21 protein-coding genes are annotated in these 26,997 nt (G+C 61.0%); 12 read left to right on the top strand and 9 right to left on the bottom strand.

Annotated elements, in window-relative coordinates; all coding sequences use genetic code 11:
- Positions 1–236: 236 nt before the first annotated feature.
- From BUB53_RS07050 to BUB53_RS07070, 5 genes are all read left to right on the top strand, one after another.
- The gene (locus BUB53_RS07050; RefSeq protein WP_073034058.1) at positions 237–968 is read left to right on the top strand and encodes an HAD-IA family hydrolase; all 732 of its coding nucleotides are present in this window, start codon (positions 237–239) and stop codon (positions 966–968) included.
- 65 nt (positions 969–1,033) lie between these two features.
- Complete coding sequence (locus BUB53_RS07055; RefSeq protein WP_073033990.1) at positions 1,034–2,644, top strand: ABC transporter substrate-binding protein; 1,611 nt, start codon at positions 1,034–1,036, stop codon at positions 2,642–2,644.
- A 77-nt stretch (positions 2,645–2,721) separates the two neighbouring features.
- On the top strand, positions 2,722–3,681 hold the full coding sequence (locus BUB53_RS07060; RefSeq protein ID WP_073033991.1) for an ABC transporter permease: 960 nt from the start codon (positions 2,722–2,724) through the stop codon (positions 3,679–3,681).
- Positions 3,681–4,544, top strand: a complete 864-nt coding sequence (locus tag BUB53_RS07065) for an ABC transporter permease (RefSeq protein WP_073033992.1) — start codon at positions 3,681–3,683, stop codon at positions 4,542–4,544. The genes BUB53_RS07060 and BUB53_RS07065 overlap by 1 nt, the downstream gene beginning before the upstream one ends.
- Complete coding sequence (locus tag BUB53_RS07070; RefSeq protein ID WP_073034059.1) at positions 4,544–6,220, top strand: ABC transporter ATP-binding protein; 1,677 nt, start codon at positions 4,544–4,546, stop codon at positions 6,218–6,220. The genes BUB53_RS07065 and BUB53_RS07070 overlap by 1 nt, the downstream gene beginning before the upstream one ends.
- Positions 6,221–6,246: 26 nt before the next feature.
- Here BUB53_RS07070 and BUB53_RS07075 read toward each other — a convergent pair whose 3' ends face one another.
- Positions 6,247–6,741: an Lrp/AsnC family transcriptional regulator gene (locus BUB53_RS07075; RefSeq protein ID WP_073033993.1), complete on the bottom strand. Its 495-nt coding sequence runs from the start codon at positions 6,739–6,741 to the stop codon at positions 6,247–6,249.
- A 158-nt stretch (positions 6,742–6,899) separates the two neighbouring features.
- Here BUB53_RS07075 and BUB53_RS07080 point away from each other — a divergent pair, with 158 nt between their 5' ends.
- The 4 genes from BUB53_RS07080 (at position 6,900) to BUB53_RS07095 (ending at position 12,390) form a co-directional block, all read left to right on the top strand.
- Positions 6,900–8,225, top strand: coding sequence for an NAD(P)/FAD-dependent oxidoreductase (locus BUB53_RS07080; protein ID WP_073033994.1), 1,326 nt, complete (start codon positions 6,900–6,902; stop codon positions 8,223–8,225).
- Between the two features lie 139 nt (positions 8,226–8,364).
- Positions 8,365–9,828: an aldehyde dehydrogenase family protein gene (locus tag BUB53_RS07085; protein ID WP_073034060.1), complete on the top strand. Its 1,464-nt coding sequence runs from the start codon at positions 8,365–8,367 to the stop codon at positions 9,826–9,828.
- 34 nt (positions 9,829–9,862) lie between these two features.
- Entirely contained in the window at positions 9,863–10,909 is a 1,047-nt protein-coding gene (locus BUB53_RS07090; protein ID WP_073033995.1) for a tartrate dehydrogenase, read from the top strand.
- A gap of 2 nt (positions 10,910–10,911) precedes the next feature.
- The gene (locus BUB53_RS07095) at positions 10,912–12,390 is read left to right on the top strand and encodes an NAD-dependent succinate-semialdehyde dehydrogenase (protein ID WP_073033996.1); all 1,479 of its coding nucleotides are present in this window, start codon (positions 10,912–10,914) and stop codon (positions 12,388–12,390) included.
- Positions 12,391–12,457: 67 nt separating this feature from the next.
- Here the strand turns inward: BUB53_RS07095 and BUB53_RS07100 are convergent, their stop codons facing one another.
- From BUB53_RS07100 to BUB53_RS07120, 5 genes are all read right to left on the bottom strand, one after another.
- Positions 12,458–13,453, bottom strand: a complete 996-nt coding sequence (locus BUB53_RS07100; protein WP_073033997.1) for a Gfo/Idh/MocA family protein — start codon at positions 13,451–13,453, stop codon at positions 12,458–12,460.
- Between the two features lie 23 nt (positions 13,454–13,476).
- Positions 13,477–14,745 carry a metal-dependent hydrolase family protein gene (locus BUB53_RS07105; protein WP_073033998.1) on the bottom strand — a complete coding sequence of 423 codons (1,269 nt, stop codon included), beginning with the start codon at positions 14,743–14,745 and terminating at the stop codon, positions 13,477–13,479.
- Positions 14,746–14,982: 237 nt separating this feature from the next.
- The gene (locus BUB53_RS07110) at positions 14,983–15,909 is read right to left on the bottom strand and encodes a LysR family transcriptional regulator (RefSeq protein ID WP_073033999.1); all 927 of its coding nucleotides are present in this window, start codon (positions 15,907–15,909) and stop codon (positions 14,983–14,985) included.
- A 142-nt stretch (positions 15,910–16,051) separates the two neighbouring features.
- On the bottom strand, positions 16,052–17,431 hold the full coding sequence (locus BUB53_RS07115) for an FAD/NAD(P)-dependent oxidoreductase (RefSeq protein WP_073034000.1): 1,380 nt from the start codon (positions 17,429–17,431) through the stop codon (positions 16,052–16,054).
- The gene (locus tag BUB53_RS07120; RefSeq protein WP_084728993.1) at positions 17,416–17,730 is read right to left on the bottom strand and encodes a (2Fe-2S)-binding protein; all 315 of its coding nucleotides are present in this window, start codon (positions 17,728–17,730) and stop codon (positions 17,416–17,418) included. The genes BUB53_RS07115 and BUB53_RS07120 overlap by 16 nt, the downstream gene beginning before the upstream one ends.
- Before the next feature lie 274 nt (positions 17,731–18,004).
- Between BUB53_RS07120 and BUB53_RS07125 the strand changes: the two genes are divergently transcribed.
- The 3 genes from BUB53_RS07125 to BUB53_RS07135 all read left to right on the top strand — a co-directional run bounded on the left by BUB53_RS07125 (position 18,005) and on the right by BUB53_RS07135 (position 23,476).
- Positions 18,005–19,123: an NAD(P)/FAD-dependent oxidoreductase gene (locus tag BUB53_RS07125; RefSeq protein WP_073034001.1), complete on the top strand. Its 1,119-nt coding sequence runs from the start codon at positions 18,005–18,007 to the stop codon at positions 19,121–19,123.
- A 277-nt stretch (positions 19,124–19,400) separates the two neighbouring features.
- The gene (locus BUB53_RS07130; protein ID WP_073034002.1) at positions 19,401–21,482 is read left to right on the top strand and encodes a hydantoinase/oxoprolinase family protein; all 2,082 of its coding nucleotides are present in this window, start codon (positions 19,401–19,403) and stop codon (positions 21,480–21,482) included.
- Positions 21,483–21,487: 5 nt separating this feature from the next.
- Complete coding sequence (locus BUB53_RS07135; protein WP_073034003.1) at positions 21,488–23,476, top strand: hydantoinase B/oxoprolinase family protein; 1,989 nt, start codon at positions 21,488–21,490, stop codon at positions 23,474–23,476.
- Between the two features lie 642 nt (positions 23,477–24,118).
- Here the strand turns inward: BUB53_RS07135 and BUB53_RS07140 are convergent.
- From BUB53_RS07140 to BUB53_RS07150, 3 genes are read right to left on the bottom strand one after another with little or no spacing between them, the layout of a single operon-like run.
- The gene (locus tag BUB53_RS07140) at positions 24,119–25,390 is read right to left on the bottom strand and encodes a TRAP transporter large permease (RefSeq protein ID WP_073034004.1); all 1,272 of its coding nucleotides are present in this window, start codon (positions 25,388–25,390) and stop codon (positions 24,119–24,121) included.
- A gap of 13 nt (positions 25,391–25,403) precedes the next feature.
- On the bottom strand, positions 25,404–25,973 hold the full coding sequence (locus tag BUB53_RS07145; RefSeq protein WP_159437772.1) for a TRAP transporter small permease: 570 nt from the start codon (positions 25,971–25,973) through the stop codon (positions 25,404–25,406).
- Positions 25,974–25,984: 11 nt separating this feature from the next.
- Positions 25,985–26,983, bottom strand: a complete 999-nt coding sequence (locus BUB53_RS07150; RefSeq protein WP_073034005.1) for a TRAP transporter substrate-binding protein — start codon at positions 26,981–26,983, stop codon at positions 25,985–25,987.
- Between the last annotated feature and the right edge of the window lie 14 nt (positions 26,984–26,997).

Raw genomic sequence — 26,997 nt, forward strand, 5'->3', positions numbered from 1 at the left:
TGGCAGGATAAATGCCGTCGTTTCAGTGAATACAGAAGATTATGCTGTGCCCCCCCCGGAATTCGGATTCTTCTCGGGCGATTTAGGGGTGAGGCTACAAGGAACGGAGACGAAATGAAGGTCCGGGCAAACCGCGTTAGGACGATTGCCCGATGTCGAAATCGATCGGATTCGGGGGCGCGCAGCTCAGATACTGCGGTGGCATCGGACCTTTCCATTCAGAGGGGATCACCAGGATGGCAACAGCCACCACAGCAAAACCGCTAACGGTATTCGGATATATCAGTTTCGACGTGGTCGGCACACTTATCGACTTTGAAGGGGCGATCAAGGCCGGATTGACAGAGATCGCATCGAAGGAGGGGATCGATCTGGACGGGGAGGCGGCGCTCTCGGTCTACCGCGATGCGCGCTACGATGCGGATGCCGGGAAATTCCCCGACGATCTGGGGCGGTGCTATGGGCGTATCGCCGCTGTCTTCGGCTTGCCGGACACGCCAGACTATCGTCAGCACATGATTGACGCGGTGGGTGAGGCACAACCCTTTCCCGACAGCGTGGAGGCGTTGGCACGGCTCAAGTCCCGCTACAAACTGATCGCCATGACCAATGCCCGCCGTTGGGCGTTCGACAAATTCGCTGCAAAGCTGGGTAACCCGTTCTGGGCGGGGTTCACTGTCGACGAGATGGGCACGGAAAAACCCGACCCTGCCTTTTTTGAACAGGTCTTCGCCCATGTCGCCAATGATGGCGGAGGCAAGGGTGATATCCTGCATACGGCCCAAAGCCAGTATCATGACATCGGCATTTCACGCGAACTGGGCATGACCAACGCATGGATTCAGCGCCGCCACGGGCAGGCCGGATATGGCGGCACGATTGAGCCGAAAGAGTTTACCGAACCGGACTATCACTTTCATGCGCTGAGCGAGCTGGCCGATACGGTCGAGGAGGCCTTTGGCGCCTGACTCACCGCCCTCATGCGGCATGAAGACCGCATTCAACTCAACTTTTAATCAACAGGGAAACTGACATGACAAAGACACCGACAAACTGGACCGGTCGCGATGATGCCGCGGTCGAGAACATGATTCGCCGCGGGGCGTCGCGCCGCGATCTTCTCAGGATGCTGATGGCATCGGGCGTGACCGCAGCTGCGGGTGGGTCGCTTCTGCTGAAGGCCTCGGAGGCCGTCGCCCAGACCCCGACGATGGGCGGTACGCTCCGGGCGGCTGGTTGGTCCTCCTCCACCGCAGACACGCTGGACCCGGCAAAGGCCACCCTGTCGACCGACTATGTGCGCTGCTGTGCCTACTACAACCGTCTGACCTTCCTCGACGAGCAGGGCGTGGCTCAGATGGAACTGGCAGACAGCATTTCTTCGGATGATGCGCAGACCTGGGAAGTGAAGCTGAAGTCCGGTGTTCAGTTCCACGATGGAAAGACGCTGAACGCGGAGGACGTCGTCTATTCGCTCAACCGTCATCTTGATCCGGCGGTCGGTTCCAAGGCGAACTCCATCGCCAAGCAGATGACCGAAATTTCCAAACTTGACGATCTGACCGTCAAGATCGTCCTGGCCGAACCCAATGCCGACCTTCCGACGATCCTAGCACTGCATCACTTCATGATCATCGCCGACGGCACGACCGATTTCAGCAACGCAAACGGCACCGGTTCCTTCATCAGCGAAGTGTTCGAACCGGGCGTGCGGTCGGTTGGCGTGCGGAACCCGAACTATTTCAAGGAACAGGGCGCCTATCTCGACAGTTTCGAGTTTACTGCCATTCCCGACAACAACGCGCGCGTGAACGCGCTGCTGTCCGGCGATATCCACCTGGCTGCGGCGGTCAACCCGCGTTCGCTGCGGATGATCGAAGGGCAGGACGGGGTAACGGCCTCGATCTCCACCGCAGGCAACTATACCAACCTCAACATCCGTCTTGATATGCCGCCGGGCGACCAGATGGATTTCGTCGATGGTATGAAATCCCTGATCAACCGCGAGCAGATCCAGAAATCAGTGATGCGCGGGCTTGCCGAGATCGCCAACGATCAGCCGGTTTCGCCCGCGAACCGTTACCATAACCCCAATCTTGCACCCCGCGCCCACGACCCCGAAAAGGCCAAGTACCACTTCGAGAAAGCGGGCCTTCTGGGGGCGGAAATCCCGTTGGTCGCCTCGGACGCTGCCGGGTCTTCTGTCGACATGGCGACCGTCGTGCAACAGGCCGGTTCGCAGGTTGGCATGAACTTCAAGGTCGATCGCGTGCCGTCGGATGGGTACTGGTCGAACTACTGGCTGAAGTCGCCGGTCCATTTCGGCAACATCAACCCGCGCCCGACGCCGGACATCCTGTTCTCGCTTCTTTACGCGTCCGATGCGCCGTGGAACGAGAGCCATTACAAGTCGGAGAAATTCGACAAGATGATGGTCGAGGCGCGTGGCCTTCTGGACGAAGAGAAGCGGACCGCGATGTACTGGGAATTGCAGGAAATGATCGCTAACGAAGCAGGCACGATCATTCCAGTGTATATTTCCAACGTCGACGCGGTGACGACCAAGCTGGGTGGCCTGCAAAACAACCCGTTGGGGGGCATGATGGGCTATGCCTTTGCTGAATACGTCTGGCTGAATGCCTGACGTCTGAACGCCTGTCGGGACCGCGTGGTATTCGCGCGGTTCCGATTCATACCCGCCCCCCGAAAGAGAGGTGTCTTTTGCCCCGATCTCTATTGCCGTATTATCTGGTCCTACAGCGGTTGGGCATTGCTCTGCTGACGCTTGTCATCGTGTCCTTCGCAGTCTTCTTCGCAACTGCGCTGCTGCCGGGCGATGTGGCCGAGATCCTGCTTGGACAGGCCGCAACTCCCGAAGCCGTCGCCGGACTGCGCGAGGCGATGGGACTGGACGAACCGGCCCTTTCCCGTTTCATCGGCTGGCTAACCGGCCTGTTCCAGGGCGATCTGGGCACATCCTATGTCAATAACATGGAAGTTGCGGACCTGATCGGGGGCCGCCTGTCAAATTCGTTGCGTCTTGCCGCGGTGACGACGCTGGTTTCCGTACCCATCGCGCTGACGCTGGGTATCTGTGCCGCCATGTGGCGTGGATCGATCTTTGACCGCGCCGTTTCGATCCTGACGATTTCGGTCATCTCGGTCCCCGAATTCATGGTCGCCACCCTTGCCGTCCTGATTTTTGCGGTCTGGCTGGGCTGGCTGCCGGCGCTGAGCTATGGCGCGAATGTCGATTCATGGGGCGCGATCCTGCGAGCCTATGCCATGCCGGTGATCTCGTTGTCGTTTGTCGTATCGGCGCAGATGATCCGAATGACGCGCGCTGCGGTCATCGAGACGATCAATACGCCTTATGTAGAGATGGCCTTGCTCAAGGGGGCATCGCTATCGCGGCAGGTGCTGCGCCACGCGCTACCGAACGCGTTTGGCCCGATCGCCAATGCGGTAGCGCTCTCGCTCAGTTACCTTGTCGGTGGTGTGATCATCGTCGAGACGATTTTCAACTACCCCGGTGTCGCCAAGCTGATGGTCGATGCCGTGTCCACCCGCGATCTTCCACTGATCCAGTCCTGCGCCATGATCTTTTGCGTCAGCTACCTGTCGCTGATCACCCTGGCCGATGTGATTGCCGTTCTCTCCAACCCGAGGCTTCGTAAGTGATGGCTGTTTCCGACTCTTCCTCGCCGTCCGAAAATGCCAAGGCAGGCGGCCCGAATTTCGTTTTCAACTGGGTTGGTCGCATCGGTCTCGCGGTCATCCTGTTTTGGGCGCTGGTGGCACTGGCTGGACCCTACCTGGCGCCATATCCGCCCGGTGAGATCGTCGACTGGGACTACTTCGGTCCGGTCTCTTCGCAATACTGGATGGGTACCGATTACCTTGGGCGGGATATCTTTTCCCGCATCATCACGGGTGCGCGTTATACCGTTGGCATCTCTCTTGCGGCGGTGACGCTGGCCTGTACCATCGGCGTTTTGCTTGGTATGATCGCTGCCGTGGCCGGGGGCTGGTTCGACATGATCCTGTCACGGTTCCTGGATGCCTATAACGGTATTCCCGCGCTGCTTTTCGGGTTGGTCGTCGTGGCTGCCGTGGGATCTTCGATTCCGGTACTGATCCTGACACTGACAGCAATCTACATGCCGGGTTCCTACCGCTTTGCGCGGGCGTTGGCGGTCAACATCAATACGATGGATTTCGTTACTGTGGCCCGTGCCCGTGGCGAAGGCACCGGCTATCTGATCCTGCGTGAGATTTTTCCCAATATCCTCGGGCCGGTGTTGGCCGACCTGGGACTGCGGTTTGTCTTTATCGTTCTGGTGCTCTCTGGCCTGTCCTTCCTCGGTCTTGGCGTGCAGCCGCCCAATGCGGACTGGGGCGCGCTGGTTCGGGAGAATATCGAAGGTCTCAGTTTCGGGGCGCCAGCGGTCATCTTTCCGTCGATCGCGATCGCATCGCTGACCATTTCGGTGAATATGTTTATCGACAACCTGCCAATCCGTATCCGTGACAGGAGTGAATGATGACCGCGACAGAAAGCAACACGCCGCTTGTCAGCGTCCGGAACCTGAAAATCGGTGCGGTGACGGATTCGGGCCGCGAGGTCGAGATCATCAAGGGGGTGGATTTCGACATCGCCCCGGGTGAAATCCTTGCGCTGATCGGTGAGTCCGGGTCGGGCAAGACCACGATCGCGCTGTCCCTGATGGGGCACACCCGCACGGGCTGTTCCATACAAGGGGGACAGATCCGTGTTGGCGAAAATGACGTTACCGCGATGTCTCGACGGGCGCGGGCCGGGATGCGGGGCACAGAGGTTTCCTATGTTCCGCAATCTGCCGCCGCGGCCTTCAACCCGTCCAAGCGGATCATCGACCAGGTGATCGAAACGACCGAGATTCACAAATTGATGCCCCGCTCCACGGCACGGGCCAAGGCGGTTGAACTGTTTCGTGCGCTGGCGCTGCCGGATGCGGAAAATATCGGCAGCCGATATCCGCACCAGGTGTCGGGGGGGCAGCTACAACGCCTTTCAGCGGCGATGGCGCTGATTTCCGATCCGCAGCTTGTGATCTTCGACGAACCGACGACGGCGCTGGATGTCACCACCCAGATCGAGGTGCTTCGGGCCTTCAAATCCATCATGGCCGCAGGCGGTTGTGCCGGAGTCTATGTCAGCCATGACCTTGCCGTTGTGGCGCAGATCGCTGACCGGATCGTCGTCCTGCGCGGCGGCGAGGTACAAGAGGAGGGCACGACAGATCAGATCCTTAACGCGCCCCACCATCCCTACACCAAGGAACTTCTGGCCGCTTTCGAACCCTCCCCGCATCAGGTGATTGCATCCACCATGGATGACAAACAGGAACCGATCCTTGAGGTCCGCAACCTGTTTGCGGGCTACGGAACCGTTCGCAAGGGCGAGCCTCCGGTCAAGGTGCTCAAGGATGTCTCGTTTCGGCTCGAACGCGGCCGCAATCTTGGGGTGATCGGTGAATCCGGGTCGGGAAAATCGACCCTGGCACGAGCCGTGGCGGGTATTCTGCCCGCCTATTCCGGTGAAATCCTGATGAATGGCCGACAAACACACCATGATCTGGCAAAGCGGTCGAAGGAAGAGTTGCGTCGCACCCAGATCGTGTTTCAGCTGGCGGACACGGCTCTGAACCCCGGCCATTCCATTGGCAGCATCCTTGCGCGGCCGCTGACCTTCTATCATGGCCTCAGAGGCAAGGCGCGCGAAGCCCGGGTAATCGAATTGCTGGACATGGTGCATTTGCCCGGCAATATGCGTCACCGCGTTCCAAGCGAATTGTCAGGCGGTCAGAAGCAGCGCGTCAACCTGGCGCGTGCGCTGGCGGCACAGCCAGAGCTGATCCTCTGCGACGAGATCACATCCGCTCTGGATACTGTGGTTGCGGCTGCCATCCTTGATTTGCTCAAGGAATTGCAGAATGAACTGGGGCTCAGCTACATGTTCATCAGTCACGACCTGTCCACGGTCGAGGCAATCTGCGATGATGTGCTGGTGATGTTCAAAGGCGAGATTGTCGAAGCCCTGCCGGCCCTTCGGATGTCGGACCTTGCAACGCATCCCTATTCACGGTTGCTGATTTCCTCGATTCCGAAACTGAGTACTGGCTGGCTGAGTAGCCTGGAACAGGACCCTGAACTGATCGCACAATTCGCGAACCGCTGAACAGGGCTGGCAGTGCGCAAGCGCTGTCAGATTCTTTCCTCGAACAACTCTGTCAGGGGTAATTGCGTTTTAACGAAGGGGGTCTTGATCACCACGAAGCTGAAGTATTTGTCGATCCCGATGTCGCGATCAATCAGGGCCTCGACGACGTTCTGATAGCTGGTGATCGAAGAGGTGACGAATTTTGCGAGATAATCGTACCCCCCTGACACCAGATGGCATTCCACGCACGAGGGTACCTTTTCCAGGGCTTCCTGAAAGCGCGCGAAATCAATCTGGCGATGATTCTTCAGCGTGAATTCGGTGAAAACCGTCAGGGTATCGCCGAGACTGGCAATGTCGATCAGGGCGGAATAGCCCAGGATATAGCCCGCCTTCTGAAGCTTCTTTACCCGCATCAGGCAGGGCGAGGGTGAAAGGTTTACCAATTCTGCAAGTTCGACATTCGTGATCCGCCCGTTGCGCTGTAATTCAGCGAGGATCTTTAGATCGATACGGTCGAGCTTGTAACGGGGCGTCATTGATCTTCCTTCACTTTCAGGCACCCTACGTCACCTGTGAACGACAGCCGCCCTTTTTAGTCAACTACATTCAACATAAAATGCCGTTTCGTCTACAGCATCTGGCACAAGTGGCTGGGAGATGTCGCGTAGGTTGCGGGAAACGATCGGAGACATCCATGCCAGCCCCCTTGATGCAGATTGAAACAGAAAATGAACTTCCACAGGAGGTGGATTGCGTTGTGATCGGCGCCGGAATCGTTGGTGTCAGTACCGCCTACTGGCTGGCGCGCTCCGGCATGAGAGCTGTTCTGCTTGAAAAAGGGCGCGTGGGTGCCGAACAATCCAGCCGCAACTGGGGTTGGTGCCGACAGCAGAACCGCGATGCCCGTGAACTTCCCTTGTCGACCCACAGCCTTGCCCTTTGGGAAGAAATGACCAGGGATATCGGGGCTGACCTTGGTTTCAGGCGCTGCGGTTTGTTGTATCTGTCCGACGATGCGGCCGAAATCGAAGGCTGGGCCAACTGGGGGCGTTTCGCACGGGGCGAAGGCGTGGACACGCGCATGCTGAGCAGCGCCGAAGCGACCGAACGGGGCGCGACCACCGGCAAGACATGGGCCGGGGGGGTCTGGTCGCCAACCGATGGAACGGCAGACCCGTCGCGCGCCGCGCCGTTGATCGCACAGGGCGCTCGGAAACATGGGGCGGTCGTTCTTCAGAACTGTGCGGCGCGCGGCATTGAAACTTCGGCTGGCGCGGTGTCTGCTGTGGTTACCGAGCACGGCGTGATCCGAACACCGCTTGTCGTCCTGTCTGGCGGGGCGTGGGCGGGTAGTTTCCTGCATCAATCCGGCATCTTCTTTCCGCAGGCTTCGGTGCGGAGTTCCATTCTGTCGCTGAAGCCGGGCGGGCAGGGGTTGCCCGATGCGGTACACACGGCGGCGGCCTCGGTCACGCGCCGGTTCGACGGAGGCTATACCGTTGCCGTTTCCGGGCGCAGCCATGTGGACCCGACGCCGGGAATGATCCGCGGCGCGAAACACTTTCTGCCGATGTTCGCGAAACGCTGGAAAGTGCTTTCTCCGGGTGGGTTGCAGGCCTGGAAGGCGGGTTTCGAGACGCGGGCCATCTGGGCTCTGGATCAGGAAACCCCGATGGAGCGAGTGCGTATCCTCGATCCCCAGCCATCCAAAGCTCATGTGGAGGAAACATTGCGCCGTGGTCGCAAGCTTCTGCCCGCGCTAGGCGATATTCCGATGCAGGCCAGTTGGGCGGGCTATATCGACAGTACGCCGGACGGAGTTCCGGTGATCGACGCCGATATCGGCATTCCGGGCCTGACACTGGCTGCCGGGTTGTCAGGGCACGGGTTCGGGATCGGACCGGGTGTCGGGCATCTGGTTGCGGATCTCGTGATCGGCCGTGCACCCATCACCGAAACCGCACAGTACAAGCTGAACCGGTTCGAGCGATCGCAATGGGGTAAGGTCTCGAAGTTCTGAGGCAGGGTGCGCGGGGCCGAATAATCTGCTGTCCAGCCCCCGACTGAAACCGATGATGCTGTGCGCATGCGCTCTTCGGCACCTCTTTTCGTCCGGTGTGCAGGACCTTGAGCGCACCACTTTCACGATGAGGTTCCATATGTCCTTTGCCTGCGATCCTGCCGGTCTCAAACTTCCAGATGCGCATTTCATTGGCGGCGCCTACATCGACGGGCCGAAGGAGATCGAAATCCGTTCGCCGTCTACCGGCGAGGTGCTTGGCTCTATTCCCTGTGCCAGTGCCGATGTCGTCGATCTTGCGGTTCGGACTGCGCGTGAGGCGCTTGAGCGGTCGGGTTGGGCAACGCTGCGACCACGCGAGCGGCGCAACCTGCTGTGTGCCTGGGCCGACCTGATGGAGGCCGAGGCGCAAACGCTGGCCGGGCTTGAGGCGATCTGTTCTTCGCGCCCCTTCACGCAGGTCCTGACGGGCGATCTGGTCGTGACGGCCGAACAGATTCGTTTCTTCGCGGAATTTGCGGACAAGGAGGGCGGGGCGCTGGTGCCCGTGTCCGACGATCACTTTGGCTACGTGGCCGAAGAGCCCTACGGCGTAATCGGTGCGATCACGCCCTGGAACGTCCCGATTTCCATGGCCGGCTGGAAGCTGGGCCCGGCGCTGGCCGCGGGCAATGCCGTGGTGCTGAAACCATCCGAAATGACCCCCTATTCGACGCTCTACATGGCGGAACTGGCCGTGCGGGCGGGTATTCCCGAAGGTATCCTGAACATCGTCCTGGGCGACGGGCAAACCACGGGCGTGGCCATCACCGGACATCCGGGCATCGACAAGGTGTCCTTTACCGGATCGACCCGTGCCGGCAGCGCCATCATGGAAAACATCGCGCGCACGGGCATCAAGCCGATGACGCTGGAACTGGGCGGGAAAAGCCCGATGCTGGTCTTTGCCGATGCGGATCTGGACCTGGCCGCCGATTGCCTTGACCGTGGGATCATGGCGAATGCGGGGCAGGGCTGTGTTGCCGGATCGCGGATGATCGTCGCCGAGGAGATCGCCGAGGCGCTTGCCGCGAAGCTGACCGAGCGGTTTGCCCGCTACCGCCCGGCGCATACGCTGGCCTCCGAAGCCGGGTTTTCGCCGATCATCTCCGAGACACAGCTGGCCCGGATCGACGGCATCGTGCAGGCGGCAGTGGGACAGGGCGCCGAACTGGTCTGTGGCGGGTGCCGCTTTGAGCGGGAGGGCAGCTTTTATCAGCCGACCCTGATCACGGGTGTCACCGAAAACAGCCCGGCGGTCCGCGAGGAAATTTTCGGCCCGGTCGCGACCTTCCAGACCTTCGCCACCGAGGACGAGGCGATGATCCTTGCCAGTCACCCGACCTATGGGCTTTGCGCGGGGTTGTTCACCCGTGATCTCAGCCGCACGATGCGTCTGACCCGCAGGCTTGAGGCGGGCACCGTATGGGTCAACAGATACGGGCGGTCGCGCGATCACATCCTGCCGACGACCGGCTGGAAATCCAGCGGCCTCGGCTCGGATCTGGGCCGCGAGGCCTATCGCGCGAACCTTCGTCCCAAATCGATTCTGATTGACCTCTGAGCCGTCCTGACCGCGCCCTTCCAAGGAGAACGACATGATCACCTACAGACTTGCCCTCATTCCCGGTGACGGGATCGGCGTTGATGTGACGGATGCGGCGATGGCCGTCCTGAACGTCGCAGCCCGCCGCTATGGATTTACACTGGAGACCGAGAGTTTTCCCTGGTCCTGCGATTACTATCTGAAGACCGGTGCAATGATGCCCGAGGATGGTATCGAGACCCTGCGCGGCTTCGATGCAATCTATCTGGGGGCAGTGGGCTGGCCGGATACGGTGCCGGACGCGGTGTCGCTGCATGGGCTGTTGCTGCCGATCCGCAAGGCATTCGATCAATATGCGAATATCCGGCCGCACCGTCTGTTGGCCGGTGTCGAAGGCCCGCTGAAAACGTCGGCGTTCGATATTCTTTGCATCCGCGAAAATACCGAAGGTGAATATTCAGGGGCCGGTGGCCGTGTGCATCAGGGCAAGGACAACGAGGTCGCGGTCGAAACCTCGGTGTTCACCCGGATAGGGGTTGAGCGTATCCTGCGCTTCGGATTTGAACAGGCCAAGGCGCGACGCGGCCATCTGACATCGGTCACGAAATCCAACGCTCAGAAATACTCGATGGTGTTCTGGGACGAGGTGACGCGCGAACTGGCCGCGGAATATCCGGAAGTGACGGTCAGTCACATGCATATCGACGCGATGGCCGCCAAGATGGTGATGGCACCGCAGGATCTGGACGTGGTCGTTGCCTCCAACCTCTTCGGTGACATTCTGACGGATCTTGGCGCGGCCATTCAGGGGGGGCTGGGTTTTGCGGCCTCGGCCAATATCTGTCCTGACCGCTCGGCACCGTCGATGTTCGAGCCGGTGCATGGATCGGCCCCCGACATCGCGGGGCAGAATATCGCCAACCCGATTGCCGCGATCTGGTCCGGGTCGCAGATGCTTGACCATCTGGGCGAAGGTGAGGCGGCAGCCGCCATCCTGCGTGCCATCGAGGAGGCGACCGCGAAAGGGATCGGAACGCGCCCCGGACAGAATTCGACCGAAGAAATCACCAAAACCATTTGCGCTGCACTGGAGGTGTGAACATGACAGTCCACGATACCCCGATCGCCAATCTGCGTGACCTTCTGGCCGACCCGGATCTTTTCCGCGAAGCGGCCCTGATCAATGGTGACTGGCTGACCCGAGCGGACTTGCCGGTGCTGAACCCCGCCACTGACAGCCCCATCGGGCATATGCCCGATTGTACCGCCGAAGAGACCACAGCGGCCATCGCCGCAGCCGAGGCCGCCATGACAGCGTGGCGCAAGCGTACCCATGCAGAGCGCGCGGATATCCTCATGCGCTGGTATCAGTTGATGCTGGATCATGCTGATGATCTGGCGATGATCCTGACCGCCGAACAAGGCAAGCCGCTGGCCGAGGCGAAGGGGGAAATCCTCTATGGTGCCTCTTTCGTGCGTTGGTTCGCGGAAGAAGCGCGGCGGATCAATGGCTATATCATTCCCTCGCCGGTGGCGGGCAAGAAGATCTTTGCCATGAAAGAACCTGTTGGGGTTTGTGCCATCATCACGCCCTGGAATTTTCCGAACGCGATGATCACTCGCAAGGTCGCGTCGGGACTGGCCGCCGGTTGCACGATGGTCATCAAGCCCTCTGATTTCACCCCCTACTCGGCGTTGGCCCTGGGTGTTTTGGGCGAACGGGCGGGCATCCCGGCGGGCGTCCTGAACATTCTGACCGGGCGACCCGAGGTCATAGGTGCAACGCTGACCGCTTCACCTGTCGTGCGTAAGCTGTCCTTTACCGGCTCGACGCGGATCGGGGCGCTGCTGGCGGAACAATGTGCGCCCACGCTCAAGAAAATGTCGCTGGAACTGGGCGGCAATGCCCCCTTTATCGTTTTCGATGATGCCGACCTGGACGCGGCGGTCGAGGGGGCGATGGCCTCCAAGTTCCGCAACGGCGGGCAGACCTGTGTCTGTGCCAACCGTATCCTTGTGCAATCGGGGATTCACGATGCCTTTGTCGCGGCTCTTGCCAAACGCGTCGATGCGTTGAAAGTCGGCTCCGGGATGGGCGACGACACGCAGATCGGCCCGATGATCAACGCAGCCGCGATAGGCAAGATCAATACCCATGTCGAGGATGCACTGTCCAAGGGTGCGCAGCGTGCCACTGCCAAGCGCGATCTGACAGTGCAATTCGCCGATCCAATGGTTTTGACCGGGGTCACGACAGAGATGCAATTGGCGAATGAGGAAACCTTCGGTCCGGTTGCACCGATCTTCAGGTTCGAGACCGAAGAAGAGGCGTTGGCCATCGCCAATGGTACGCCCTTCGGTCTGGCGGCCTACTTCTTCACCACCGATATGGCGCGGGCCTTCCGGTTCGGGGAGGCGCTTGACGTGGGCCTGGTTGGGTTGAACACCGGGGTGGTCAGCCATGCCGAGGCGCCTTTCGGTGGTGTGAAATCCTCGGGTCTTGGGCGGGAAGGCGCACGGGAAGGGATCGAGGAATACCTCGAAACCAAGGCTTTTCATTTTGGCGGTCTGGACGCCTAGGACGCCAGTGAATGGCGCCCGAACCGAAATGACCGGGCGTTTCCATGCACATTCTGGAAAGGGCTGGTTACCCCTGCAAAACCGCGCGGCTGGCGCGTCCGCCCGGAGCGTCTGCGGCGGCGGCGCAGATGGACTCGAACAGTCGAATCCCGCGCAGGCCCTGCTCTGCGGTGATCGGATAAGGGGCTTTGCCCGTTATGGCATCTGCAAAGGCTTCCAGTTCGGCGCGCTCCATGTCGCTAAAGGCGAAGTTCCAGACCTGCTCCGGCTCGCCGAGGCGTCCGAACGAAACACTGTGTTCCCCGTTCATCGCGGCCCAACCGGCGGAGCCGAAGACTTCGATCCGCCAGAAGCTGCCGGGCCCGGAGACAGTTGTCACGATGGCAAGCGTTCCGTCGGTATTCTCGATCAGTGCAGTGACGGTATCGGCCAGACCATGCGCCGCACGGCGACGGTTCGCGACGGTGACCTCAGCAGGCTTCAGGCCCAGCCCGATCAGGGCGTCGACCGTGTGAATACCAAGGCCGGTCATGCCGCCGGCGGGGCTTTCGGCGGGATCGGTGCGCCAGCTTTCGGCGCTGTAACGCCACGGGCCGGTCGAGAAATTGCCGATGACCTGCCTCAGCTCGCCGATCTCTTCCTGAACCAACTGACACAGCTTGGTATAGGCGGGTAGGAAACGGCGGTTGTGGCCGATGGCAAGGGTCACGTTTGCCTGCTCGGCGGCAGCAAAGGCCGCTTCGGCGTCATCGGCGGTTAGGGCCAGGGGCTTTTCACAGAACACATGCTTGCCTGCCGCGGCAGCCGCTTCGATCTGGGCGCGGTGTTGGCTGTGGGGCGTGGCAAGGACGACACCCTGAATGTCGTTCCGCGCAAGCACCGCATCAAGATCGGGCAGCATTTCGATCCCCTGTCGCGCGGCGAAGCCGGTGACCTTGGTCGGTGTTCGAGTGGTGCCAGCGACGAAACGGATCTTCTCGCTGCGGCCCTGAACCGAGTTCACAAGGATCTGCCCCCATTTGCCCATGCCGACAATGGCGACGCAAAGCGGTGTGTTGGTCATTTGGTTCCTTCCGGGAGTGGAGTTCAGAGCGGTTTGGCTTGCGCCGTCGGAGTGAGATTGGCGCGCCCCGTGATATGCTGGGATTGACCATCCTGGAGGATAAGAAGTGGATCACGAAGACAGTCAAGGTCCGCCAGCGGATCGCCATCGACAACCAGAACATCGGCGCGGTGACCGGGGCGCAGTTTCCCGATGTCTTCCGCTCCGATCACATCAGCTGCGTCGCCGGTCGCCGCCGTGATCGCGTCCAGCGTGGCGTAGCTGCCCTTGTTCATGATTTCCAGCTCGAGCATCAGTGCATCGAAGGGCGTAAACCGCCAGCCGGCATCGGTACCCGCGACAAAGCGCACCCCAGCGCGCGTCATCCGGTCAAGATAATCAAGCGTCTCTTCGGCGCGGCGGCACCATTTGTCTACCATTGCCTGTTCGACCGGTGTCAGCCGTTCCTTGTTGCGATAGTGAAAGACCGAGGCGACATAAACCACCAGCGTGGTCGTCACCGGGATACCGGCGCGGGCGATCTGGTCGACCACTGCGGGGTCGTATTCCTGCCGCCCGCTGGCATCTACCAGGAAATTCGCATGTTCGATCTGGTCGGCCCCGGCGGCCACCGCGTTTGAGATCGACGCGCCACACAGACAATGCACGGTCACGCGGCGTTCGTTGCGATGTGCCTCATCGACGATGGCATTCATCTCGTCTCGGGTGAACGACGGCTTCCACGAGCGGGTGCCGACGGTGCCGCCGCCAGAGCCCATGACCTTGATGAAATCGGCGCCGTCACGGCAAAGTTCGCGCACCTTCCGGCGCAGCCCTTCGATTCCGTCGGCGGCGCCCCCCATCTGCCAGCAGTGGCCGCCGGTGATGGTGATCGGCGCACCGCAGGCAACGATCCTTGCGCCCTTTCCATAGCCAAGATCAAGCGCGCGGCGGGCTGCAAAACTGGTGGTTCCGAAAGCCCCCAGATCGCGGACCGTCGTGATCCCCGCCCTAAGCGCCTGCGCGGCACTGCCCATTGCGGTGGCGGTCATGACCTCGATGCCCTCGCGCATCGCCTCTTCCAGCGTGGGGCCGGTGCCGGGCAGGTTGAGATGCACATGTGTGTCGATCAGGCCCGGCAGGATGGTTGCGCCCGGGTACTCAAGCAACTCACCGGCGTCGGGACCGGGGCGGCCCGCACTGCCATTATGCACCGCACGAATACGCCCCCCTTCCAGTTCAAGAACGGGATTGCGAAGCGGCGCAGCCCCGGTTCCATCAATCAGTTGGTCGGCGGTGATGAATGTTTTCATGGCATGAGGCCTTGTCGGTTGGAGCTTTTCTTCGGCCGAACTGTCGTTCTTGCCACTGTTCGGGGGCTATGTGACCATGTTTCGGGGCAAAGGCCCAAGATCATCTGGATCAAAGACAATGAGCAAAGGTTATAGGCGCAAAATGGGGGTAATGGTCTGGGCCAATTTCAGACAACCGGGAAGATGACTTGTTTCGTCCGTCGGATTGATCGGGGTCGTCCCCAGGCCCTTGCCACGTTATTCGGTAGCGGGCGTGTTTCGGGGATGGCTCTTTGCGGGTTCCCCATCATTGAGGAGTTCCTTGATCGACTTCAGGAATGGCCGGAAAAACCGTGTCACCGGTCGCGCGCTGTTGGTCGAGATCGAGACATCCATGAACACCGTAGGTGAGAAGGGGCGCGCCACAAGGCCCTCGAAATTTCCCCATTTCATCAGCCCGTCCACAAGCGCAATCCCCAACCCGCCAGAAACCAGCGGGATGGCCCCGAGCGACGAGGAAAGTTGAATCGAAACGTCTCTTTTCAAGCCGGATTGCTCAAACGCCTTGTCCAGTTCCGGGCCGATATCGGCGGTTGTCGAGCCGTAGGAAATGAGCGGGCGGTCAGCCAGATCATGCGGGGTGATCCTGGTCTTGCTTGCAAGGGGGTCGTCGTGGCGCATCACCGCCATCATCGGGACCGGTGCCAAAATCTCGCTTCGGACGGTCGGGGCCTGAATCATCGAAAGGGTGAGTGCAAAGTCGATCTCGCCGATCAGAAGCTGTTCTTCGACGTCCGCCTTGGGAAGGGTGTGGAGGTGAACCTTGACCTGCGGATGTTCTGCACGGAACTTCAGAAGCGCACCCGCCAGAATGGAATAGGTCACGGGCGCGCTTGCCCCGATCCGCAACAGACCGACCTTGCGCTCTCCGATTGTGCGGGCAAGATTTTTCAACGCCTCGATTTCGCGAAAGACTCTGTCCGCATCCTCATACAGAAGATGCGCTTCCATGGTCGGAACCAGACGGCCACTGATCCGCTCGAACAGGTGGTAGCCCAACTGGCTTTCAAAGTGGTGCAGCACCTTGCTGACCGCCGGTTGCGACACTGCCAGCGAATTCGCGGCGGCGGTGACCGATCCGTCGCGCATGATGGCGCGGAAGATTTCAAGTTGACGTGCGTTCATCGGGCAGGCGCTCTGATGGCTTGAGGTTGAGGACCATCCCATAACCAATGGTTGTTGGCAACCGGTACGGATGATTCTATCTGCGGAGCAAGAAACACGCAAATCCGATGCTTGAAAAGCTGTCCGATAGGCGCTGACCCGATTACCCTGCGGTTTCTTCAGCATTATCGCGCAAGAGCCTCATCGGCATGGGCCGTACGGGTGCCTGGGGCCGCAATCCGGGTTGCTGTTCAAGAGGAAGCCCGCCATTCACCGCAAGGATCCGGGCCGCAACGGCACCGCAATAGCGTCCCTGGCAACGCCCCATGCCGACCCGTGACAACGACTTGGCGCGGTTGGGTTCGATCGCATGGGCCTTGGCGATGGTGGCGCGGTAGTCCCCCGCAGTGATGGCTTCGCACCGGCAAAGAAGGGCTTCATCGGGCAGGTCGGTACAGATGTCATCGGGGTAGGGGAAGGCCATGGCGATGCCCCGTGCGAACCGGCGCATCAGTTGCATCCGCCGAAGCAGGCGCGCAACAGGGAAGGGCGCGGGCCTTTCCATGTCCTCAAGACAGGCTGCGGCCGCCAGATATCCGGCGGTTTCCGCCCCATCCGCCCCGAGAATGCGGGTGCTGTCCCCGGCGAGATAAACATGCGGGCAGCTCGAACGTCCCATGTCGTCGATGTCGGGGGCGTTTTGCCGACCAACCGGGTCCCAGCCAAAGGCGCAGCCGGCCAGTTGCGCCAGTTGCGTTTCCGAACGCAGATGCCAACCCATGCCGACACCGTCACAATCCAGATGTCGGGTCTTGCCCTTGACCGTCCAGCGCAGCCCCGTGACCCGCGTTCCATCGCCCTCGATGCGGATATCCCGGACGCCGGTGACATAGGGGATGTCATGGCGACGCAGACTTGCGCGCAGCTTTAGCCCGCGCAGGAGCAGACCCGGACGCGCCGCCATCAGGGGGAGACCCCGTCTCAGGGCCGCAAAAGACGACGTGTCGAGCACCGCCGCGACCTCGGCGCCCGCGGCGGCATATTGTGCGGCAACAAGGGTCAGTAACGGCCCGCTTCCGACAAAGGCGACGCGATGCCCTATGGCGCATCCCTGTGCCTTGAGCGCAATCTGCGCCCCGCCAAGCGTGTACACGCCGGGTTGGGTCCAGCCGGGTATCGGGGCAATGCGGTCGGTCGCGCCGGTCGCCAGGATCAGATCGTCGAAATGCAGGTCATACAGACGGTCGCCATCGTGCATATGCAGAAGGTTTTCAGTGATGCCAAAGACCTCGGTCCGAGGACGGTAGTCGATGCTTGTCCCAAGCGTGTCAAATGTCGCGTGCAGGGCGCGGGCCTTGGCCGCATCGCCGCCGTAAAGGTGTTCCGCAGGGCGGTCGAGCCCCTCAGCCGGACGCCGGTAGATCTGACCGCCCGATTTGACTTCGCGGTCGATGACGACGGGCCGCAGGCCAGCCTGCACCAGCGCCTCCGCGGCACGAATGCCGGCTGGTCCGGCTCCTACGATAACTACGCGCCGGGCCATTGGGTCTCGCTCGGGAGTGAAGTGATGATATCCATTCCGTCCTCGACGGGGGTTTCGCAGGCGCGCAGGCGGCGCCCGTCCTTGAGTGTAACCCAGCAATCCTGACAGGCGCCCATCAGGCAAAAGCCCGCGCGGGAGCCGTCACCGAATTCGCTGGTGCGCGCGGGTGCCATATTGATCCGTAGTGCGGTCAGTACGCTATCGCCGGCCAGCGCCTGAACCGGCTGTCCGTCGATGGAAAACCGGATGGTCCGGCGGTTGCCGGGAACCAGACGACGAAATCCTGTTGGAACGCTCATGCCGATGCCCTGTCGCTGCGTTTGCCGGAAACCTGACATGCTATCCTTGTGAGTGGCCAAGTCAAACTGTGGGTATATCCATAAGCCTTGGCTATGGGCTGATGTCAGGTATCCGCGATCCCGAGAGGGCGCGCCTGATCATCGTGCCTCATGCTCAATGCGCCTTACGCGGCTCCTGTAAGTCTACAGCTAAGGCTTATGGTTTACATAACAAGGGATATTGGACGATGGTTCCCTGCCGTGGAAGTTTGGTCGTGATTAACTGGAGGTGTCGATGGACATCATTATTGTTGGGGGCGGTCTGATGGGTACGTCGGTGGCGTTTTTCCTGAGCCGCCGGGGCTATCGGGTGATCTTGCTGGAGCGTCGTTTCGTCGGTCAGGGGGCGACGGTTGCAAGCTTTGGCAATATCCGCCGGCAGGGCCGGTATCTTCCGCAACTGCCACTGGCCCATCGTTCGCGGGCGCTTTGGGGTGAGATACGCGACTTGCTGGGCGAGGATGTCGAATTTCGCGCGACGGGTCACCTAAGACTGATCCACGATCAGGGCGGGCTTGAGGACATGCAGGCCTTTGCCAGGGCGGCGCTTCCCTGGGGGCTTGAACTGGAGATGCTGGAGCCAACCGACATTCGCCGACGTTTTCCGGGGCTCGGGCCAGAGGCGATCGGGGCCTCCTTTTCGCCGGAGGACGGTTCGGCCAATCCGCGGCTGATCGCGCCGGCCTTTGCGCGTGCCGCTGCCGTTTCGGGGACAGACATCGTTGAGGAGGCGGAGGTTCTGAAGATCGCGCGCGGCTCCGAAGGCTTTGCCGTCGAAACGACGAAAGGGCGGTTCGAAGCGGACCAGTTGCTGATTGCTGCGGGGGCTTGGGGGGCGCGCATGTCGGCGGAGTTTGGAGAGCCGGTGCCGATGCGCCTGAACGGGCCGCAGATGGCGGTGACGGAACCGCTGCCGCACCGGGTGCATCCGGTTGTCGGGGTATGGGCGCGAGAGCGTGACGCCGGGGTCTATTTCCGCCAGGTCGAGCGCGGCAATATCGTGTTCGGGGGCGGGCGCCGGGTCAACGTGCCCTGGAAAACCGGCTTTGCCAAAGCCGATCCACGGGTGCTTGCCGTGCAACTGCCTCATCTTGTGCGGCTGTGCCCGGCGCTTGCCAATGTGCAGGTTATCCGAACCTGGTCGGGGCCGGAGGGGTATCTGGAAGATATGCTGCCGGTGATGGGTGCGAGCGGCAAGGTGCCGGGACTCTATTACGCATTCGGTTTCTGTGGTCACGGGTTCCAGTTGGGCCCGGGCGTGGGGGACGTGATGGCCGAGCTGATCGCGACAGGCGACACCACAACACCGATCGGGGATTTCTCGGTTTCCCGTTTTCGGGACCAGCCAGCGTAACGGATGGAAGAGGAAAAGAATACCCGCCCTGCATGGCTGGGGGCCTGGCCTCTGGCCGTGCGACCCTTGTCGCGACGTGCGCCAAACGATGAGCGCATGTGCGACGCTATTTATGTACCACAGGCAATGATCGCCTGTCTCTTCGCGGTTGGCTCACTCTCAAATAGCAAGTCGGCAAGGGCCATAAGTCAAGGTTATGCACCTGCTCTTTCTGTATCTTGGACTTTGCCCGTGTCTTCGTGCGAATTCTTTCTCAACAGACAGGAAAGGACAGGCGATGGACGGTGCATTCACCCCCGACGCGAATGAGAAACGGCCCGCCGACTGGAAAATCGGCGTCGATATCGGCGGAACCTTCATGGACTTTTGCGCGCTCGAGGCCAATTCGGGCCGTGTGGCATCGCTCAAGGTGCTGACAACACCGGACGATCCGGGGGCCGAATTGATGACGGGGCTGTCCCTGCTGGCCGAACGCGAGGGATTGGAACCCGAGGCGGTCAACCGTTTCGTGCATGGCACCACCGTCGGGATCAATACCATCATCCAGCGCAAGGGTGCCTCTCTTGCCCTGTTCACCAATGCGGGCTTCGAGGATGTCGTCGAAATGGCCCGCCTGCGGATGCCGGAAATGTATTCGCTGTTCTGCGCGCGCCCCGATCCGCTGATCACGCGCGACATGATCTTTGGCATTCCCGCGCGTCTGCGTTCGGACGGAACCGAAACGCAGGCCCCCGACATGGCCGCAGTCGCAGCGGCGGTCGATGTCGCCAGAGCGAAGGGTGCAGAGGGCATTATCATTTCGTTCCTTCATGCCTGGCGTGATGCGCGACAAGAGGCAGCTGTAAAGGCCGAGATCGCGCGGCTGGCACCGGAGCTGTTCACCTTCACGTCGGCCGAGGTCTGGCCGGTGATCCGCGAATACGAGCGCAGTTCGACCACCATCATGAACGGGTATGTGCACCCTCGGGTGGCCGGTTACCTGACGGCCCTCGAATCCCGGTTGGCCAATCACAAGGTTCCCGCCCGGCCCATGCTGACCAAATCGAATGGCGGGTTGATGAATGCCGCCGAAGGCAAGCGGTCCTGCGTGAACATGCTGCTGTCGGGCACGGCTTCGGGCGTGATCGGCGCGGCATGGCTGGCGCGTCAGGCTGGGGAAGAGAAGATCCTGACCCTGGATATCGGCGGCACTTCGGCGGATTTCGCACTCATTATTGACGGTGAGGCGCAATTCGGAACCGGCGAACTGATTGGGGAATTTCCGCTTTATATTCCTTCGGTTTCTGTCAGCTCGATCGGTGTCGGCGGGGGGTCGATTGCCAGCGTCGATTCGCAGGGGGTCCTGCGGGTGGGTCCGGAATCGGCGGGATCGATACCTGGCCCTGCCTGCTATGGCCGGGGCGGCACGGAGGCGACGGTCACCGACGCGATGGCCGTCTGCGGCTGGCTGGGCCACAGTCAGATGGCCTATGGCCAGTTGCAAATGGAGGTCGATCTTGCCCGTGAAGTCATTTCCAGACTTGCGGCCAAGCTGGGCCGGTCCACCGAGGAAACCGCACAGGCCATTCTGGATGTCGCCATCTCCGAGATGTTCGTCGAGGTCGAAAAACTTTCCTCCCGCGCGGGTGTCGATCTGCGCGACTTCACGTTGATGCCCTTTGGCGGCGGCGGCCCGATGCTGGGTGTTTTCCTCGCCAAGGAACTGGGTATGGCGCGGGTTATGGCGTCGCGTCGTCCGGGTGTGGTTTCCGCCTTGGGCGGGCTCGTGGCGGACCTGCGGGGCGATTTCATCCGGACGATCTTTGAGCCGCTGGAACCGGCGACTCTTGCGGCCCTCGGGGCGGCCTATGACGATCTGGCAAGCGAAGGCCGCGACTGGCTGGTATCGCAGGGCCATGACGGGCCCGCAGAACTGCGTATCACCGCAGACATGCGCTATGCCGGGCAGAGCTATGAAATCGAAGTGGCGCTGAATGTCGCCTGGCTGACCGAAAAGAACCTGACGGCAATCGCCCAGGCGTTCCACGACACCCATGACCGCATCTATGATTTCCACGATCCCGAAGGGCTGATCGAGGTCGTCAACCTGCGGCTCGCAGCCATCGGCGCCGGCCCCGCGCTGAAATTCCCCGAGGCGGCCGAGGTCGAGGGTGCTGCGACACCGCTTCGCGAAGTCAGGGTTTTTACCGGCGGCAGGCTTCAGGACATCGGCCTCTATCGGCGTCAGGATCTCGCCCCCGGCGGAATCTTCGACGGGCCAGCCGTTGTTGCGCAGGAGGATACAACCTTTGCCATCCCGGCAGGAACTCGGGCCAGTGTCGATCGCCATCTCAATCTTCACCTCACTTTTGCGGAGTAAGACCGATGTTTGACCGGATGAACCTGCAGGTTCTTGCGAACCATGCGCGTGGCGCGGCCGAGAATATGGCCCACACACTGCACCGTACCGCACACTCGGCCTTCGTGAAGGAAACCGAGGATTTCACCGTCATGTTGCTGAACCGCAAGGGAGAAACCTTTGCGGTCCCCATGGACCTTGGCGCGACATGGTATCCCGGATTAACCTTTGGCCGCGCCATCGAGATGATCGAGGATTACAAGCCCGGCGATGTCGGCTTTACCAACGACGCCTATTCCTCGTATGTGGCGACGCACACTCCCGATACGGTTCTGTGGCGACCGGTCTTCTACGATGGTGAGATCATCGCCTGGACCGGCGGGCATATTCACAACACCGACATGGGCGGTGCGGTCCCGGCCTCGCTTAGCCGGGCGCTGACCGAGATCCATCAGGAGGGATTGCGCTTCCCGCCGATGAAACTGGTCAACGAAGGTGTGTTCGATGAGCACCTCATGCGCATTATGTCGATCAACGTGCGCAAACCCGACCTGAATGTCGGTGACCTCAAGGCCCTGGTCGGCGCGTTGATCACCGGCGAACGCAAGATTCTCGCCATGATCGAGAAGTTCGGCAAGGACGCCTTTCTTGACGGGGTCGAGGCGCTGCTCGACCACTCCGAGGCGCAGGCGCGCGATGTGCTTGCCTCGATCCCGGATGGCACCTGGGACTTTTCCGATTACGCGGACGAGGATTCGACCGAGGCAAACCCCGTGCGGCTCAAGCTCAAGCTGACCGTTAAGGGGGATGAGGCGATCCTTGACTTTACCGGATCGGACCCGCAACTGGCATCCTCGCTGAATGTACCCACCGGGGGCGATCCGCGCCACTCGGTCCTTCTGGTCGGGATCTATTACATTCTTTACACGCTCAATCCCAAACTTCTTCTGAATGTCGGGATGACGCGGCCTTTTACCTGCATCACGCCTGAGGGCAGCGTGCTGAACCCCGTGCATCCGGCGGCGATCGGGATGCGGTCACTGACCTGCGCGCGCTTGCGGTCGGTGATTTTCGGCGCCTTCAGTCAGGCTATCCCCGAGCGTTTGCCAGCGGCTCCGGCGGGGAACAACTGTATCGTCAATGTGATGACCACTGACGAGCGGACCAAGCGCACGGTCATCGCGGCGGTGAACCCGGTGGTTGGCGGTGGCGGCGGGATGCCACACCGCGACGGCACTAATGGCTCGGGCGCTGATGCCGCCTATCTCAAGAATACGCCGATCGAAATCACCGAAACCGAAACGCCGGTTGAATTCGTCAGATACGGCCTGGCGAAGGACAGCGGCGGGGCCGGTCGCTGGCGCGGCGGGCTGGCGACAGAGATGGCCTTCCGTGTCTTTGCGCCTGACAGCCGGATTACCGCCCGCAACCGGGACCGGAGTTTCTTTCGGCCTTGGGGCGTTCTGGGCGGCAAGGCTGCCGGGCTGTCTGACATGGTGGTGAATCCGGGTACGGATGACGAACGTCATCTGGGCAATATCGACACCGCTCTATTGCAACCGGGTGATGTTCTTGAAATCCATTCAGCCGGTGGCGGTGGCCGGGGTCACCCCTTTGACCGCGAGCCCTGGCGCGTGTTGCGGGATGTCGAACGACAGTATGTTTCCGTAGACGCCGCCGAGCGGGAATATGGCGTCGTTCTGCGCGGCGGCCAGATCGACGAAGCGGCAACCGCGGCCCGAAGAGCAGACCGGGCGATGGTCGAGGGACATTTCGACTATGGCCCCGAACGCACGGGTTATGAGGCGCAATGGACGCCCGAGGCCTATGATCAGTTGCATTGCATCCTGAACAGTTTGCCCATTCATTGGCGGTTCTTCATCAAGACCGAAATCTTCCGCCGAATGGAGGGCCGTTCAGGCGCTGCGGGCGTGCAAGAGGCTTTTGACGCGGTTTGCAAGCGTTTTCCAGAGGTGCCGCGAACCGATAATACGTTGAAGGCGGCGGCTGAGTAAGAACTGTGTCAGAAGCCAGAACGAAGGCGCGGCATGTTTTGCCGCGCCTTTTTACGGAGAGAGCCAGAAGCGAAAGGTTGGCTTTGAATAAGTCGGCAGGTCACATCGGGCTGTGTACGTATGGCCAGGTTCTGGGCCGTATGCCATGCAGAGATTGCGCCACTCGGTAAGGGCGGCGGTGTGGTTTCGCTTGAAAATGCGCCGACTTGAGAGGCTGTATTCATGGTTGAAACGGTTGAGAGTCGAAGCCTGGACGGCGGCGAGTTGTTGCAAATCTCGCAGGCGCAGGAAGCGGGATATGGCGTGTTCTCGTGGGAATGGCAGGTGTGGCTTTCCGGCGCGATTGTTCGGGCAGCGACGGGTCACCCGTCGGTCAATATTGGCCAGCGTCAGGTCTGCGCCGAAAGATGGCGCGTGATTTTGGGGGCGATCGGGCGGGGTGGGGTTTTGTACGAAACGTACGATGCGTACGCGGGTTTTGTACGAAAATCGGGGGTGTTCGGGAAACTTGCGCCCATCATGGACGCAAGTGCCGGGATCGGGTGCGAGGCTGGCTTTGAAATCCTTGAACGAGGCGTGTTTTCCACGCCGGCAGGGCAGTGGAGAACCGGTCATATGTCAGGTTGTTCTGACACCGCCCTGTCAGAGGCTGGGGATGAATGTCACGATGGCGGGGAAGAGGTAGATGAGAAGGACGCTGAGCAACATCAGGAAGATCAGCGGCGTGACCCCGCGCACCACGGTCGCCAGTTTGGTTTTCGCGACTGCCTGTATGACGAAGAGATTCAATCCGACCGGTGGGGTGATCAGTGCGATCTCGATCAGGATAACGAAGAAGATGCCGAACCAGATCACGTCGATCTGGAGGCCCAGCACGGTGGGAAGAAGCACCGGCACCATGATCAGCAGCATCGACAGGCTTTCCAGGAACAGCCCGATGAACAACAGGATCGCGGCCACGATCAGGAGGAACATCCATTCCGAACTGACATGGGTATCGACCAGTTGCGAGACCTGTGCCGGCACCTGATAGAGCGTCACGGCCTTGCCGAAGATCTTGGCCCCGATCACCACGAGAAACAGCACCACGGTGGTGGCGACGGTTTTTCGCACCGCATCGAAGAACAGCGACCAGGTGAAGGTGCGAAGCGGGTAGATGACGATGATCAATGCCAGGACGGCCCCGACGGCGGAGGCTTCGGTGGGGGTGAAGGCACCCGAATAGATGCCGATGATCATGGTTGCGCCGAGAAACAGGGAGGGCAGGGCGCGAATCGTGGCGGTGCGCCGCTCTGCCCAGCTGACGCGGGGCGAGGGCGTATGCGCCGACGTGAAGACGGAATAGAAAATGGCATAGGCGCTGAACAGGCCCAGCAGCAGAAGGCCCGGACCGATCCCGGCGAGGAACAGCTTGCCGATGCTTTCCTCGGTGATCACGCCATAGACGATCAGCGGGATCGAAGGGGGTATCAGGATTCCCAGCGTGCCCCCGGCGGCCAGCAGGCCCAGCGTGAAGGAGCGGGAATATCCCCGGCGTGTCATCTCGGGGATGGCCACGGTGCCCACGGTGGCGGCTGTGGCGACCGAGCTGCCCGAAATGGCCGAGAATATCCCGCAGGACAGAAGCGCGGCGATGCCGACGCCCGCAGGCCAATGGCCGACCCAGCTTTGCACGGCGTCGAACAGATCGCGCCCGACGCCGCCCTTGAGAAGGATATTCGACATCAGGAGGAACAGGGGGACCGACAGGAGGATGAAATTGTCGAGCGCGCCATGCAGGTTCTGCGCGACCATGATCACCGGCAAGCCCTTGAACATGAGCATCAGAGTGCCCAGCCCCGCCAGCGAGAACGCGACCGGCAGGCCGCTGAACAGGAGGACGAGCAAACACAGTACGACGACGAGCAGTGTCACGGGCAATCCTTGCTTAGTCGGCCGCTTCGTCAGCGGCGGTAAATTCAGGGGCGGGCCGATAGGGAATACGCACGAGATCCGCCACGCCCTGCAATGCCAGTAGCGCGAAGCCCAGGATCACCGGCAGTTCCGAAATCCAGTTGGGCATTTCGAGCATGGTCGGGGCGCGGCGTCCGAGGCGGATGGATTCAAGCATGATGTCCGTCGCGTAATAGACCGCCATAAGGCTGAATGCGATCACCACCAGAAGCGAGAACGCGTCGATGCAGCGGCGGGCATTCGGCCCCAGAAGAGACACCACGGCGGTGATGCGGATCATTTCGCGGTGCCGCAATACATAGGCCATCGCAAGATAGGTAAACCACAATTGCAGGGCGACGGCGACGTCCTGTGTCCAGATCGTCGGCATGTTCAGAAGATAACGGGCGACCACCTCGCCAAAGAGCATCAGGGCGATGGCGATCACCAGAACGTCGCTGATCGCGGCACAGCCCGTGCCGATCCGGTCAATCACCGTCCAGAGCGTGTTCAGAGGGGCGGATTTCTCCGCGCCCTCCGGATTTCTGTTGTCTGCGGATTTCATGTCCGCCGATCTCAGTAAAGCGCGCGCACGCTGTCGACGAGCTCCTGGCCCGCCTCGCCGGCGCTTTCGATATAGGTGTCGATGGCGGGTTTGGCCGCCGCGCGCCATGCTTCGATCTGCGCGTCGGACAGTGTGGTGACCGTCATGTCCGTCTCGTCCTCGAGGAATTTCTGAGCATCGAGATTTTTCGTTTTGGTCTCTTCACGCATCTTCATTTCCGCGGCGCGGGCGGCCTCGGTCATCCAGGATTGTTCCTGTTCGGACATGTCCTGCCAGAGCGCGTCGTTCATCACGACGAGGAATTCGGTCTGGGCGTGGTTGGAGATGGTGACGTGATCCATCACCTCGTGCAGCTTGCGCGACTTGATCGCCGTGGTGCCGGTCATGCCGATATCGACGGTGCCGCGCTGATACGCCATGAACTGTTCGGAGCCGCCAATCTTGACCGGAACGCCACCGACCGCCTTGATGAAATCGCCGGACGGCTTGCCCAGAACGCGAACCTTCTTGTCCTTCATGTCCTCGGGCGAGACCAGCGGCGCACCGTTGGACAGAAGCTGTACCGGGCCGTAATCCTGCCACCAGACAACCCGCGAGCCGGTGCCCAGGATCAGATCGTCGATCTGCTGGCGCACGGGGCTTTCCGGATCGGCGGCCCTGGCCAGAACTTCGTAGCTGGGAAACATGAAGGCGACGCTGAACAGGCCCACCGCCGGGATCGTCCCGGCAAATTCGTCGATCAGCACGAGGCCCATGTCGATCGCGCCGGAACTGACCGCCTGAGGAATCTCGCTGCCCTTGTAGAGCTGAGCGGAATCGTAGATTTCGACGTTCATCTCGCCGTCGGAAATCTCTTCGAGCTGGTCCGCGAAGTAGACGATATTCTCGCCGACGGGGTGGTTCGTCGCGACCTGAAGCGACAGGCGCAGCGTGCGCTCGGCCGAAGCACTGACCGCCGTCATCGAGACGAGCGCCAGCGAAAGCGCCGTCGAAACCAGATAATTCTTCATAAATCCTCTCCCTG

The organism is Roseovarius pacificus (assembly GCF_900142665.1).
GTDB classification, from domain to species: Bacteria; Pseudomonadota; Alphaproteobacteria; order Rhodobacterales; family Rhodobacteraceae; genus Roseovarius; species Roseovarius pacificus.